Source organism: Bacillus horti (assembly GCF_030813115.1).
GTDB lineage: Bacteria > Bacillota > Bacilli > Caldalkalibacillales > JCM-10596 > Bacillus_CH > Bacillus_CH horti.
Window position 1 is genome coordinate 39,510 of sequence record NZ_JAUSTY010000023.1, and the last position, 13,892, is coordinate 53,401.

Here is a 13,892-nt window from a genome sequence, read left to right on the forward strand (position 1 = left end):
TACTAAACATTAAGTTCATAAATCATAAACGTATTCGTTTGAAGCGTGTTATTGTACAGAGGAGATAGGAGCATGAAAGAACAGCAAAAGGGAAAAGGGTGGGATGAACAAGAAATTAAAGCGCTAGAGGAAGGTGGTTCAAAGGCTGTACGAAAGAAAGTATTACAGCTTGCAGGCCCTTCTCTGACAGAGATGGTGCTAACAAATTTAGTACAGATGTTAAATATGATTATGGTTGGGAGAGTTAGTGCTGAGGCTGTAGCGGCTGTAGGCTTAACGAATCAGCCTGTTTTTTTTGCTTTGGCTGCTTTTATGGCGCTAAATGTAGGGACAACAGCGATTATTGCTCGTGCTGTTGGTGCTGGAGATTATAATGAAGCGAATCAGGCAGCCCAACAGGCTTTTATCCTCAACATTTTGCTTTCTATTGTCATTATTTTTGTTAGCTTTATCTATGCTGAGCAGCTTCTTATTTTTATGGGAGCGGCTCCAGAGGTATTAGTAGATGGAGTGCTGTATGCTCAAATTATGTTTTTGTCTCTAGGTTTTATTACGATTTCTATGGGATTATCCGCTGTTTTGCGAGGTGCTGGTGATACGGTTACACCAATGCGAATTAATGTCATCTCGAATATTCTTGTGGTGGTCATTGGCTTTCCCCTTATCTATGGATATTTTGGACTTCCCGCTATGGGGGTTGTAGGTGCTGCTATCGCAACAGCCATTGCTAGATTGACAGCAACAATTTGGGTTACTTATGTATTGTTTAGTGGGAAATTTATAATTACCCTATCCCTGAAAAAGCTGTGGAATTTTGATAAATCGATGATTCAAAGAATTGTTAAAGTCGGTTTGCCTGCAGCAGGAGAGCAGTTTTTGCTCCGAGGAGGTCAAATTATTTTTGCCAGAATTGTAGCCGGCTTGGGGACGGTAACCTTCGCTGCGAACCAAATTTGTTTCAGTATTTTAGGGTTAACCTTTATGCCAGGAATGGCTTTTGCAATGGCGGCTACAACACTTGTAGGTCAGGGCTTGGGGGCAAAGAGACCCGAGCTTGCTGAAAAATTTGGCTGGGAGACTAGAAGAATTGGGAGCATTGTAGCTGGATCAATTGGGGTACTTTTTATTATTTTTGCTCCATATATTATGATGCTGTATACGAATGATCCAGAAGTGGTCAGACAAGGAGCCATCGCTTTAAGGATCGTAGGAGCTGTACAAGTAGCCCAATCCACGCAATTTATTTTAGCAGGAGCTTTGAGAGGAGCGGGGGATACCAAATATCCTTTATATGCGATGTTTGTAGGAGTATGGGGATTTCGAGTAATCCTGTGTATCCTATTTGTGATGGTGTTAGAGTGGGGGATCCTAGGAGCTTGGTTAGCTATTGCTGTTGATCAGATTGTACGCTCTATTATCATACACACAAGATATAAAAACGGAAAATGGAAAAACCAAGAGGTTTAATTTCAGCAATTTTTAGAGAAGTAAGGCACTTAGTAAATGGTTTGATGGTAAAAGAAGCAAATGAAAAAGCATTCGCTCAAAATGTTACGAGTGAATGCTTTTTCTTTCTCAAATTATTCGGCCTTTTGCTTCTGTTTAATCTTAGGTAAAATCCTTGTTAGGTTCAATGTACGAATAGGCTCCCAGGTCTCAGGCTTATCATGGTCATATTGCTCAATATACTCAATCACTTCTTTAGTAACTAAGGTTGGTGTTGAGGCTCCGGATGTTACAGCAACTTTAGTAGCTCCAGCAAGCCATTCCCTTTGGATTTCAGTAACATCAGCCACGCGATAAGCTGGCGTTCCGGCAATTTCTTTAGAAACCTGAGCTAATCGATTAGAATTGTTACTCTTCGGATCGCCAACAACAATTGTGACGTCTGCCTGCTTAGCCTGCTCAGCCACTGCTTCTTGACGAACCTGTGTAGCTAAGCAAATTTCATTATGAATTTCAGCATGAGGAAACTTCTTTAAGACAGCATTCATGATGTGTGAAACATCCCATTGGCTCATTGTCGTTTGGTTAGTAACGAGAATTTTATCCTCCTGCAAACTCAATTGGGCAACGTCATCTTCATGCTCAATAAGAATAACATCGTTTGGAGCAACACCAAGTGCTCCTTCTGGCTCAGGATGACCTTTTTTACCTATATAAATAATTTTATAGCTTTCTGCTACTTTTTCGCGAATTAAATCATGTGTCCTAGTTACATCGGGACAGGTTGCATCAACTGTGGTTAACCCTTTATCACGCGCCAGCTTCCTTACCTCAGGAGAAACGCCATGGGCTGTAAAAATAACCGTTCCTTTATCTACCTTTTGAAGGATATCTAAGCGATTTTCTCCGTCTAGGGTAATAATGCCTTCCTCTTCAAAAGCGTCTGTAACATGCTTGTTATGAACAATCATTCCTAATATATAAATAGGCCTTGGCAAGTCCAAATTAGCTGCTGCTTGCTTAGCTAATACCATTGCGTCCACGACACCATAGCAATAGCCACGTGGAGATATTTTAATCACTTCCATGATTCACAACTCCTTCATCGTATTCCCTTTAATCCTATCATGAATGTGTAAAAAGGGTAAAGCATGAACATAATATAGGGTGTCTTGATATCAGCTTATATGGGAAAAAGTACAGGTTGAGCATTTTTAGAGGCGCATGTTATACTTTTTATGCTTTACTTTAATCATTTATAAATACTTGAATCGCTTTGACAAGTGTCGAAGAGATGTGTATAGTTGAATAGCTAGAGGAAGTAAGCTGGGCAATCGCGAGCAGATGTCGCAAGGCGCTGTTCGAGGAAAGTCCGGGCTCCAGAGGGCAGGGTGCCAGCTAACGGCTGGTCAACGCGAGTTGAAGGATAGTGCCACAGAAACATAAACCGCCGATGGAAGTTAAAGGTTCTCTTTAACTTCACAGGTAAGGATGGAAGCGTGAGGTAAGAGCTCACGAGGTCGACTGGTAACTTTCGATCTGGTAAACCCCACCTGGTGCAAGACCTAATGAGGATTAGCTGATACAATCAGCAGCTTTTGCCCGAAGTAATCCGTGGTTGGTCGCTTGAGCTCTATAGTGATGTAGAGCCTAGATAGATGATTGCTACTCCAACGGTGGGAGGTTATGCCGTTTTACCACTAGGAGGCACAGAACCCGGCTTATAGGTTTACTTCCACTGACTAGCAATTTTTTAGCTACTCACAATATTTATAGTTGTATTGTATGTATGAGAGAGAAAGTATAGACGAGGAAATCTAGACGCAGCAAAAGTAAAGACGCAACAAAGTAAAGAGTTGAAACTAATGAACATAATGAACACAAATCAAATTTGCAAACATAAAAAAACCACCATATGGTGGTTTTTATTTTTGAACTTTCTGTTTCACAATATCTGATTCTACAACCTGCATTTCACCTAATCCACGGATAATCTTACGTGCATAGACATTCTCTGGTTTCAGTGCTTGAACCATATAGTCGATAGCAACTTCAGGATCTACTGTTTCTCCGCATGTATAGCAGTCGAGAGCAGCAAAACCTTTTTCAGGGTAAGTGTGAATAGAAAGATGACTTTCTGACAGCAGTACTAAAACTGTAGCTCCCTGTGGCTCAAATTGTTCAGCTTGAACTGATAATACTGTAGCTCCACAAGCTTCTGCAGCTTCAATCATGTGGTGTTGTAGCTGTTTTGCATTGTTAAGCAAATCGAAATCAACACCCCAAGTGTCGATCGCAACATGTCTTCCGAAAGTAGAATATTCCATATCTTTCGGACCCCCTCTCCTAGCAAAATTATGGTTAGTAATCATCGCTAGGACCTACGCCATTCACTATATAGAGGAGAGTTTCCCTTGAGTGAATCCTGGTTCCTATTTATTACAAAGATTAAGATATCATGACTGCACCTTTTCCGCAATAGTTTTTTAGAAAAAAAAAAAGAAATGTGCAGATTTTTTTTCTGCAGCATTCCTTTTAGTTGATTCTTTACCCTTCAAGAATAAATAATTTGTGCGAAAGCTTTTGTAGCTTTGTATCAATAGATGTCTTGTTATTTGTGTCAGTTATATTACGTTCATCAAGCAAATCATCAATTTCTTGTTTCACTTCATTGATTTGCCGTTCAACGATTTGTTGAGAAAAGACATGCTGCAGCTCTGAAACAGGGTCATCGTATTTATAAATAACGTTTACTTGGCTATCAACAATCTTCCTAATAAGAGCAACCTTACCAAATTTGTAGCTGTACTCAAGCTTATACCCCTTATAAATACGGTGTACTAAAGCAGAAGCACTAAACTCACGTACCGCTTTTTGTATAAATTGAGCTAAGCTCCAATCTGTAATGCGGTAAGATCCTTCAAATTTAAAGCTTGTGGCTCCTGTTTGCTGAAGGACTATCGAGTACTCCTTCCCCTGATCAGTAAAAATGAACTGGATACTTCCAATGTCTCCATTGTCATACACGGTGGCTTTTGTTTTAAAGCCTTTCATTTGAAACATCTCGATAAATTTCTGCAACTGCACTTCATCCAAATCAATTTTGATTTGTTTGTACTCAGTCATTAGCCTCGCGGCCATAAATATCTCTCCCATTTTACAGTATCTTGGAACTATTATAGCAGATTTTTTTAGTGAAGGAAAATGCAATGTGCATATTTATTTGCACATTTTTTACTGAGTTCTCGTTCTTTTTTCTACTCTTCACATATAAAAATAAGTTTATTTTGTGTATACTATTAGTGCACAATGCTTTATAGAACGTATAAAAATATTCTGCAATTATTGCGCTATGGTAGGAGATGGGGGATTAGGAATGAACAAGGAAGACAAATACGCTACTTTAGTTCTATTTGGTGCAACAGGAGATTTAGCTAAAAGAAAGCTTTTTCCGGCCCTCTACAGTCTGTACTGTGACGGGTATTTGCCAGAGCGCTTTGCTGTAGTGGGATTAGGACGTAGGAGCTTAACGCAAGAGGATTTTTATCATCATATAAAAGACTCATTAGAAGCTTTTTCAAGATATGATATTCGTCCAGAGGATTGGGAAGGATTTATCCAACGCTTTCACTATGTACAGTTAGACATTAATCAAGCTAGTGATTACGAGGCACTTGCTTCATATGTAGAGAAATTAGAGCAAAGGCAAGAGATTAACGGAAATCGACTGTTTTACTTGGCCATTGCGCCAGGACTATTTGAACCAGTTACGTTCCAACTGAAAGAAGCAGGCTTATTGCAAACGAAAGGCTGGAAACGTCTTATCATCGAAAAGCCTTTCGGGCACAGTCATGAATCAGCAGAGGAATTGAATGATAAGATCACACAGGTTTTTAAAGAAGAGGAAATTTATCGTATCGATCATTACTTAGGAAAAGAAATGATTCAAAACATACAGGTTATTCGTTTTGCAAACTCCTTTTTTGAGCCTTTATGGAACAACCAATATATCGCTAGCATTCAATTGACTTCAAGTGAAACAGTTGGAGTTGAAAACAGGGGCTCCTACTATGATAAAGTTGGAGCATTACGAGATATGGTTCAGAATCATATGCTTCAAATGGTAACAATGATGGCTATGGAGCCACCGAGCCGATTAAAGGCCGAGGCAATTAGAGATGAGAAGGTAAAGGTTTTACGTTCGATAAGAAGAATGGAAACGGAGCAAGAGATCCAGGAGCATGTTGTAAGAGGGCAATATGAAGCTGGAGAATTACAAGGCGAGGGAGTCAAGGGCTACCGAGAAGAACAAAATGTAGCAGAAGATTCTTCAACAGAAACATTTGTGGCTGCCAAAATTATGGTTGATAATTTCCGCTGGGCTGGAGTTCCTTTTTATATACGTACAGGTAAAAGACTACCGAGCAAAGCAACAGAGATCATTATTCAATTTAAAAGTATGCCATATTTGTACTTTAATAAAGATGGGAATTTAGCTCCCAACTTATTAGTGATTCAAATTTTCCCTGAGGAAGGAATTCATTTAAAGTTTAACGCTAAAAAACCAGGGACAGAAGGAAGTATTCTTCCTATATCTATGGATTTTTGTCATGATTCTACTGTAGGGATAAACTCACCAGAGGCTTATGAGCGATTACTTAATGATGTCTTAGAGGGAGATTCTACGTATTTTACCAGATGGGACGAGGTATCCTTAGCGTGGAAGATTGTTGATCCAATTATTCAGTCTTGGGAAAAGAGTGAAGGTATTCCTCTATCTACCTATAAAGCTGGTCAATGGGGACCTACAGAAGCAAAGGAGCTCCTCGAAAAGGACGGGTTTCATTGGTGGCAGGTATTTGGAGAAAAATAAACCTTGCTTTTAACTAGGGTGAATGGAATTTAAAAATTGTTAGTCTTAATGTAATTCTTATGAATGTAAGGAAAATCGTAATTTAAAATGGCAATCAGATCTTTTCTATCTTGCATCAAACAAATGAATGCTTTATATTGGATAGAGAGGATCTGATCCTGTTCTTTAATTCCTTCTATAAATCAAGGGAATGCCTACTTATAGCAAGGATTCTTACATAAATAAATAAAAGAAAAAAATACTTGTTGCAATCTCTTTTTGAACATGTTATATTAATAAACGTCCCTTAAAAAAGGAACGCAACAAACAGCTGAATAGATCATTTCATTATTTATCCTATGTGTCAGTAGCTCAGCTGGATAGAGCAACGGCCTTCTAAGCCGTCGGTCGGGGGTTCGAATCCCTCCTGACACGCCATGTGCGGGTGTAGTTCAATGGTAGAACTCCAGCCTTCCAAGCTGGTAGCGTGGGTTCGATTCCCATCACCCGCTCCATTATTCTGATTGAATAAATCCTTGTCTAACAAGGGTTTTTAAATGGAAAAATGCAGCTTAAAACTTTTTTAAAAAAAAGGTGTTGCAAAATAAAATTAAACATTGTATACTAACTCTTGTCCCTGCTGAGCAGGTTCAAAAGAAGAAATAATTTGTCTGGTGATGATGGCGGAAGGGTCACACGCGTTCCCATACCGAACACGACCGTTAAGCCTTCCAGCGCCGATGGTACTTGGGGTTTTACCCCTGGGAGAGTAGGACGTTGCCGGGCGAGTTATTCCGCAGTAGCTCAGTGGTAGAGCTATCGGCTGTTAACCGATCGGTCGTAGGTTCGAGTCCTACCTGCGGAGCCAATACTGTGGCGGTGTAGCTCAGCTGGCTAGAGCGTACGGTTCATACCCGTGAGGTCGGGGGTTCGATCCCCTCCGCCGCTACCAACCATTTCTTGGACCCTTAGCTCAGCCGGTAGAGCAGTCGGCTCATAACCGATAGGTCACAGGTTCAAGTCCTGTAGGGTCCACCAAGACCTTATAAGAGCTTTAATTCATATACTTTTCGTGGAGGAATACCCAAGTCCGGCTGAAGGGATCGGTCTTGAAAACCGACAGGGGTGTAACAGCCCGCGGGGGTTCGAATCCCTCTTCCTCCGCCATATTTTTTCTTCAGCAAGCTCTTGATTTTAAGACAAGCTTTAAAGTAGTTAAAATGGCCCGTTGGTCAAGTGGTTAAGACACCGCCCTTTCACGGCGGTAACAGGGGTTCGAATCCCCTACGGGTCACCATCTTTTATTCAAGAAGTAGTTAGGGATTCTCACCTAAGGGTTCTCCCGAAGGTGCAGAAACAAGGAAGCGGTTCACGGGACTAGCTTCGCGTCGGAATCCCCTACGGATCACCATCTTTTTAATCAAATGATTAGCTATAAATGGAGGATTAGCTCAGCTGGGAGAGCACCTGCCTTACAAGCAGGGGGTCGGCGGTTCGATCCCGTCATCCTCCACCATATATATTGTCGCGGGGTGGAGCAGTCTGGTAGCTCGTCGGGCTCATAACCCGAAGGTCGCAGGTTCAAATCCTGTCCCCGCAACCAACTTGGAGCTGTGGTGTAGAGGCCTAACATGCCTGCCTGTCACGCAGGAGATCGCGGGTTCGAATCCCGTCAGCTCCGCCATAAAAACACGTAATCTCACCAAGGGTTCTCCCGAAGGTGATAATCAGGAAGTTGTTCACGGGACTAGCAAGCGTCGGAATCCCGTCAGCTCCGCCATTAATACTTTAAAAACAAATAATGCTTTATTTTTTTTTGCATCATGGCTCGGTAGCTCAGTCGGTAGAGCAGAGGACTGAAAATCCTCGTGTCGGCGGTTCGATTCCGTCCCGAGCCACCATTTTTGCCGGTGTAGCTCAACTGGTAGAGCAACTGACTTGTAATCAGTAGGTTGGGGGTTCAAGTCCTCTCGCCGGCACCACTTTTAATAAAATAAGCTAGTAGATAGTTTATTTTTTTTTGTTATAGAACATCTTGTTGTATAACAATTATGTTAAGAGCCATTAGCTCAGTTGGTAGAGCATCTGACTTTTAATCAGAGGGTCGAAGGTTCGAGTCCTTCATGGCTCACCATTTTTCAAAGCAGCGTAAGCCGGACTCTCCTTATAGGTTCCCTCGTATGGATGAATAAGGGAAGGTAAGGAAACGAGACTAGCTGCGCGTCGGAGTCCTTCATGGCTCACCATTTTTCAAAGTAGCGTAAGCCGGACTCTCCTTATAGGTTCCCTCGTATTGATTGAATAAGGGACAGTAAGGAAACGAGACTAGCTAACGCGTCGGAGTCCTTCATGGCTCACCATTACAAAAGTAGCGTAAGCCGGACTCTCCTTATAGGTTCCCTCGTATTTTGAATAAGGGAAGGTAAGGAAACGAGACTAGCTGCGCGTCGGAGTCCTTCATGGCTCACCATTTACAAAGTAGCAACAAAAGATTTGAGTAAGTTTGTTAAGAATCTGTTATAATGGATATTAATAAGATATGTGCCCTTAGCTCAGCTGGATAGAGCGTTTGACTACGAATCAAAAGGTCGGGAGTTCGAATCTCTCAGGGCACGCCATATGCGGGTGTAGTTCAATGGTAGAACTCCAGCCTTCCAAGCTGGTAGCGTGGGTTCGATTCCCATCACCCGCTCCACTTACTTACATACGGAAGAGAACCCACAGTGGGTCGATCATCCGTGAAGACATCGAAGAGTAAGCTAAGTAGGATGCACGTCAAAAATTCCGAATTATCCACGAGTCCGAAGGGCTCGTTTTTTAATGCCTTTTTGAGAATTCCCATCACCCGCTCCATTACTTACAGGTTATAGCCCATTTGTAACGGACATATTTGACTCTTACATATACATTTTTGCTTCTTCTGATCTCTAACGGTCATTTCCGACCCTTAGAAGGGGATTTTTATAGTGATTTATTAAAAATTAACTTCTAAGGTGCAAATATGGCCGTTATAGTTATTTGAGATCAAAAAAACGTCTCTAAGGTGCAAAAATGACCATTAGAATTTTATGGCCGATAGAATGCGAGGAGAGATTAATTCATAAAGCTACTAACATTTTTTTATATCATTTAACCTGGCTATGGGAATCCATCACCATGAATACTGATCAACCGCTCAAGTGTGTTATATATCACACTTCCTCAAATATAATAAATACTCCTTCAAAACCGCCTTTCAAACAGCGATAATGAAGTCGTTCAAACAAAAAGCATATATTATAGAAGAAACTAGGTGTAAAAGTGAAGAAAAAGGGTAAAAAAAGACTGATAGAAGCGTAAGCTACTACCAGTCTTTTTCTTTCAAAAAGTACTGTAATGCAACAGGGAGTTCTTTTTGCCAGAAACCCCAAATGTGCTCACCTTTTTTCTCTAAGTATTCGATTTGAGCTCCTTTTTCAAGAAGTAACTCTTTAGTCTTGCGATTCCATTCTAAAAAGTCAAAAGTGCCAAGATGAGTTTCTACCTCAGTTTCATCTGTCCCAACAAGCATCCAAAGCATTAAATGATCAAGCGAGCCTTTTTCTTGAATTTTATCATAGGTTGGTTCAAAATAAGCTCCAGATAGACTAATCACTTTAGAAAACAGCTCTGGATAATCCATAGCAAGATCAAGTGAAACAGTTCCACCTAAAGAGTCGCCAACAAGAAGTCTGTGTTCTTTTTCTGTTTTTACCGGGTAATGGCTTTCAACATAAGGAATTAACTCGTCAGTGACAAAAGAAATATAGGCTGAATGCTTTTCACCGTTAACAGCATATTCACTAGTACGATGTTTTTTTTGCACATCAATGCCAACAATAATAACAGGCTCTAATCCATGATCTAAGATTAACTCTGTAGCAATGGTAGCGATGCGACCGAACATAAAAATATCCTGACCATCCTGAGCGTAAAGCACTGGATAGCTAAGTAGATCGTTATATCCTGGGGGAAGATAAACACGGAAGGAGCGCTCCTCGTTCAAGGCTGTGCTGTTGATTTTCTCTTTGATAATCGTTCTTTTTACATATTCAGGCTTGCTCATTTTTTCTAACTCCTTTAATATATATAGATGTTACCCCAATTCTAAACGAACTCATACATGAATTCCAATGTTTAGACAAGACTAAATAAAAGTTAGTATATCAGATTAAGAGGTGATTTTAATGAGTAAGACACTTACGCAAGTTAGTGCAAATAAAGTTGAAACCATTCAGGTTTTAGACGCAAGTGGTAAGGTTGTCTCCAAGGACTTAGAGCCAAAGCTAAGCGATGAGCAACTTAGAGAGCTCATGAGAAGAATGGTTTATACCCGTATTTGGGATCAAAGAGCGATCAGCTTGAATCGTCAAGGAAGACTTGGCTTCTATGCTCCAGTAGCAGGACAAGAAGCGACTATGATTGGATCTCAATTTGCGTTAAATAAGGAGGATTTCATCCTTCCTAGTTACCGTGATATTCCTCAGATTGTATGGCATGGCTTGCCATTACATCAAGCGTTTTTATATTCTCGTGGCCATCAAACAGGAGGACAAATTCCTGAGGGTGTTAATGTGCTAATGCCACAAATTATCATTGGAGCTCAAATTATTCAAGCAGCTGGAGTAGCGTATGGGTTCAAGCTAAATAATGAAAAACGTGTTGCTATGACATTTATCGGTGATGGTGGTACTTCTCAAGGTGACTTCTACGAGGGAATCAACTATGCTGGTGCTTATCAAGCGCCTGCTGTATTCGTTGTACAAAATAACAGATATGCGATTTCTGTACCAGTTGAAAAGCAAACAGCAGCAGAAAGCTTAGCACATAAATCAGTCGCAGCAGGTATCCCGGGATATCAAGTAGATGGAATGGATATCTTGGCTGTTTATGCTGCCGTTAATCATGCTGTCGAAGAAGCGCGTGAAGGCAACGGGCCAGCTCTAATTGAGAGCTTAACGTATCGTTATGGACCACACACAATGGCTGGAGATGATCCAACTAGATATCGTACGAATGAAGAAGCAAGTGAGTGGGAAGAAAAAGACCCATTAACTCGCTTTAGAAAATACTTAGATAAAAAAGGTCTTTGGTCCGAAGAAGACGAGGAAAAAGTGATTGAAGAAGCGAAGCAGGATATTAGCGATGCGATCAAAAAGGCTGACCAAATAGAAAAGATGACAGTTCCTGGACTAATTGATTCTATGTTTGAAACGCTTCCTTCTCATTTAGAAGAACAGAGAGCTGAGTTCGGAACGGAGGATAAGTAATATGGCACAAATGACTATGATTCAAGCAATTACTGATGCAATGAGAGTTGAGCTAGAAAAAGATCCTAAAGTCCTCGTTTTCGGTGAGGATGTAGGGAAAAATGGTGGAGTTTTCCGTGCTACAGAAGGGCTTCAGAAGGAATTTGGAGAAGAGCGTGTATTTGACACTCCTCTTGCTGAATCTGGAATTGGTGGATTAGCCATCGGTTTAGGATTAACAGGCTTCCGTCCAGTAGCTGAGATTCAATTCTTTGGCTTTGTTTTTGAGGTGTTCGATTCCGTAGCAGCTCAGGCTGCTCGTATGAGATATCGTTCTGGTGGACGTTACAACAGCCCGATCGTATTTCGTGCTCCATTTGGTGGAGGAGTAAAAACTCCTGAGCTTCACTCCGACAGTTTAGAGGGGTTAGTAGCTCAAACACCAGGCTTAAAGGTTGTTATCCCATCTAACCCTTATGATGCTAAAGGATTATTGATTTCGGCGATTCGTGATAATGATCCTGTTGTGTTTCTAGAGCATATGAAGTTATACCGTTCATTCCGTGGTGAGGTGCCTGAGGGTGAGTATACGATTCCACTTGGAAAAGCGAACGTTGTTCAAGAGGGTAGCGATGTAACGATTATCACTTACGGAGCTATGGTCCACACATCCTTAAAAGCAGCTGAGCTTGCTGAAAAGGAAAGAGGAGCAAAGGTTGAGGTTATTGATCTTAGAACGGTAAGCCCAATTGATATCGAAACGATTGTGGCATCTGTTGAGAAAACAAACCGTGCTATCGTGGTTCAAGAGGCACAAAAATCTGCTGGAATAGGGGCAGAAATTATCGCTCAAATTAACGAAAAAGCCATCCTACACTTAGAGGCACCAGTTCTGCGTGTAACGGCTCCTGATACTGTCTATCCATTTGGTCTAATTGAGGACGAGTGGTTACCAGACGCAAAGAGAGTACAAAAGGCAATTAACCAAGTACTTGATTTTTAAGGAAAGAAAGGAGGATACATCGTGGCAATTTACGAATATAAGCTACCTGAATTAGGTGAAGGTATTCATGAAGGTGAGATCGTAAAATGGTTGGTCAAGCCAGGCGATAAGATTGAAGAGGATCAAATTATTGTTGAAGTTCAAAACGATAAAGCAGTAGTAGAGGTTCCTTCTCCTGTAACTGGAACAGTAAAAGAAGTTGTGGTGGAAGAGGGTACAGTTTCTATTGTTGGGGATGTTCTTCTAAAGGTTGAGGTAGAAGGAGATCTACCTGCTGGGGCTGAAGAAGCAACAGATGAGAAGCAAGAAGAGCCAGATAAGGAAGAAAAAGCTGAGGCAAAGGCTGCTGAAGCACCAAAAGCCGAGGAAAAATCTGCGGATAAAGAGACTTCTGGTAAAAAAGTTCTAGCTACTCCAAGTGTACGTAAGCTAGCTCGTGAACAAGGTGTTGACCTTACACAGGTTACAGCTACGGGGCCTAAAGGCCGCATTACTCGTGAGGATGTTACAGCCTTTGCTTCTGGTGGCGGACAAGCAAGTGAAACTACTACAGAAGAGCAAGCAAGTCAAGAGCAAACATCACAGCCAAGCTCATCAGCTAAAGCACCAGTAGCTGGAGAGCGTCATGAAGAGCGTGTAGCCTTAAAAGGGATGAGAAGAGCCATCTCTAAAGCCATGGTTAAATCCATGTACACAGCACCACACGTGACGATCATGGATGAGGTGGACGTAACTAAGCTAGTGGAGCTAAGAACACAAGCAAAGCCATTAGCAGAGAAAAAAGGAACGAAGCTAACGTATCTGCCGTTTATTGTTAAAGCATTAGTAGCTGCAGCTCGCCAATTCCCTGCGTTAAACGCTTCTTTAGATGACGAGAAAGAAGAAATCGTCTATAAGCACTATTACAATGTGGGAATTGCTACAGATACAGATAACGGATTAATTGTACCAGTCATTGAAGATGCTGATCGTAAGAGCATTTGGATGATTGCTGAACAAATTAAAGATCTAGCTATCCGTGGACGTGAAGGAAAGTTATCCTCTAACGAGCTAAGAGGAAGCACCATCACTATTACAAACATTGGTTCTGCTGGAGGTATGTTCTTCACACCAATCATTAACCATCCTGAAGTCGCTATCTTAGGAACAGGACGTATTTCTGAGAAGCCTGTGGTTAAAGACGGTGAGGTTGTTGTAGCACCAGTTATGGCTTTATCCTTAAGCTTTGATCATCGTATAATTGATGGAGCAACTGCTCAGCACTTTGTGAATTACATTAAGCAGTTACTAGAAGATCCTCAATTACTAATCCTGGAGGTGTAAC

The 13,892-nt window shown here is 41.2% G+C and carries 9 protein-coding genes, 15 tRNA genes, 1 rRNA gene and 1 other RNA gene; 22 read left to right on the forward strand and 4 right to left on the reverse strand.

The window, feature by feature from the left end; genetic code table 11:
* Positions 1-72 precede the first annotated feature (72 nt).
* A complete protein-coding gene (locus tag J2S11_RS19580) occupies positions 73-1,467 on the forward strand; it encodes an MATE family efflux transporter (protein WP_307397518.1) in 1,395 nt (464 codons plus the stop codon).
* 113 nt (positions 1,468-1,580) lie between these two features.
* Here J2S11_RS19580 and J2S11_RS19585 read toward each other — a convergent pair whose 3' ends face one another.
* On the reverse strand, positions 1,581-2,534 hold the full coding sequence (locus J2S11_RS19585) for a 4-hydroxy-3-methylbut-2-enyl diphosphate reductase (protein WP_307397521.1): 954 nt from the start codon (positions 2,532-2,534) through the stop codon (positions 1,581-1,583).
* A gap of 230 nt (positions 2,535-2,764) precedes the next feature.
* On the opposite strand from J2S11_RS19585, the gene rnpB reads away from it, so the two are divergent.
* Positions 2,765-3,186: RNase P RNA component class A (rnpB, locus tag J2S11_RS19590), an RNA gene on the forward strand.
* A gap of 185 nt (positions 3,187-3,371) precedes the next feature.
* Here rnpB and speD read toward each other — a convergent pair.
* Together speD and J2S11_RS19600 are read right to left on the reverse strand one after the other, a co-directional pair.
* Positions 3,372-3,773, reverse strand: coding sequence for an adenosylmethionine decarboxylase (gene speD / locus J2S11_RS19595; RefSeq protein ID WP_307397524.1), 402 nt, complete (start codon positions 3,771-3,773; stop codon positions 3,372-3,374).
* A gap of 220 nt (positions 3,774-3,993) precedes the next feature.
* Entirely contained in the window at positions 3,994-4,587 is a 594-nt protein-coding gene (locus tag J2S11_RS19600) for a hypothetical protein (RefSeq protein ID WP_307397526.1), read from the reverse strand.
* A gap of 235 nt (positions 4,588-4,822) precedes the next feature.
* Between J2S11_RS19600 and zwf the strand changes: the two genes are divergently transcribed.
* The 17 genes from zwf (at position 4,823) to J2S11_RS19685 (ending at position 8,993) form a co-directional block, all read left to right on the forward strand.
* The gene (gene zwf / locus J2S11_RS19605; RefSeq protein WP_307397528.1) at positions 4,823-6,319 is read left to right on the forward strand and encodes a glucose-6-phosphate dehydrogenase; all 1,497 of its coding nucleotides are present in this window, start codon (positions 4,823-4,825) and stop codon (positions 6,317-6,319) included.
* A gap of 340 nt (positions 6,320-6,659) precedes the next feature.
* Positions 6,660-6,736: transfer RNA gene (locus tag J2S11_RS19610), tRNA-Arg, on the forward strand.
* 3 nt (positions 6,737-6,739) lie between these two features.
* Positions 6,740-6,813: transfer RNA gene (locus J2S11_RS19615), tRNA-Gly, on the forward strand.
* 155 nt (positions 6,814-6,968) lie between these two features.
* Positions 6,969-7,084 (forward strand): 5S ribosomal RNA (rrf, locus tag J2S11_RS19620).
* 7 nt (positions 7,085-7,091) lie between these two features.
* Positions 7,092-7,166: transfer RNA gene (locus J2S11_RS19625), tRNA-Asn, on the forward strand.
* Positions 7,167-7,173: 7 nt separating this feature from the next.
* Positions 7,174-7,250: transfer RNA gene (locus tag J2S11_RS19630), tRNA-Met, on the forward strand.
* A 10-nt stretch (positions 7,251-7,260) separates the two neighbouring features.
* A tRNA-Ile gene (locus J2S11_RS19635) sits at positions 7,261-7,336 on the forward strand.
* A 36-nt stretch (positions 7,337-7,372) separates the two neighbouring features.
* Positions 7,373-7,465 (forward strand) — tRNA-Ser (locus J2S11_RS19640).
* Positions 7,466-7,520: 55 nt separating this feature from the next.
* Positions 7,521-7,595, forward strand: a tRNA-Glu gene (locus J2S11_RS19645).
* Between the two features lie 143 nt (positions 7,596-7,738).
* Positions 7,739-7,814 (forward strand) — tRNA-Val (locus tag J2S11_RS19650).
* A gap of 10 nt (positions 7,815-7,824) precedes the next feature.
* A tRNA-Met gene (locus J2S11_RS19655) sits at positions 7,825-7,901 on the forward strand.
* Between the two features lie 4 nt (positions 7,902-7,905).
* Positions 7,906-7,982, forward strand: a tRNA-Asp gene (locus J2S11_RS19660).
* A gap of 141 nt (positions 7,983-8,123) precedes the next feature.
* Positions 8,124-8,199, forward strand: a tRNA-Phe gene (locus J2S11_RS19665).
* A 5-nt stretch (positions 8,200-8,204) separates the two neighbouring features.
* Positions 8,205-8,280 (forward strand) — tRNA-Thr (locus J2S11_RS19670).
* Positions 8,281-8,356: 76 nt separating this feature from the next.
* A tRNA-Lys gene (locus tag J2S11_RS19675) sits at positions 8,357-8,432 on the forward strand.
* Between the two features lie 407 nt (positions 8,433-8,839).
* Positions 8,840-8,916: transfer RNA gene (locus J2S11_RS19680), tRNA-Arg, on the forward strand.
* Between the two features lie 3 nt (positions 8,917-8,919).
* Positions 8,920-8,993: transfer RNA gene (locus J2S11_RS19685), tRNA-Gly, on the forward strand.
* 648 nt (positions 8,994-9,641) lie between these two features.
* Here the strand turns inward: J2S11_RS19685 and J2S11_RS19690 are convergent.
* Entirely contained in the window at positions 9,642-10,382 is a 741-nt protein-coding gene (locus J2S11_RS19690; RefSeq protein ID WP_307397530.1) for an alpha/beta hydrolase, read from the reverse strand.
* A gap of 121 nt (positions 10,383-10,503) precedes the next feature.
* Between J2S11_RS19690 and pdhA the strand changes: the two genes are divergently transcribed.
* From pdhA to J2S11_RS19705, 3 genes are read left to right on the forward strand one after another with little or no spacing between them, the layout of a single operon-like run.
* On the forward strand, positions 10,504-11,586 hold the full coding sequence (pdhA, locus tag J2S11_RS19695; RefSeq protein ID WP_307397532.1) for a pyruvate dehydrogenase (acetyl-transferring) E1 component subunit alpha: 1,083 nt from the start codon (positions 10,504-10,506) through the stop codon (positions 11,584-11,586).
* Position 11,587: 1 nt separating this feature from the next.
* Positions 11,588-12,568 (forward strand): alpha-ketoacid dehydrogenase subunit beta, encoded by a 981-nt coding sequence (locus J2S11_RS19700; protein ID WP_307397534.1) that lies wholly within the window; start codon positions 11,588-11,590, stop codon positions 12,566-12,568.
* Between the two features lie 21 nt (positions 12,569-12,589).
* Positions 12,590-13,891 carry a dihydrolipoamide acetyltransferase family protein gene (locus J2S11_RS19705; protein WP_307397535.1) on the forward strand — a complete coding sequence of 434 codons (1,302 nt, stop codon included), beginning with the start codon at positions 12,590-12,592 and terminating at the stop codon, positions 13,889-13,891.
* The last annotated feature ends 1 nt before the right edge of the window (position 13,892 follow it).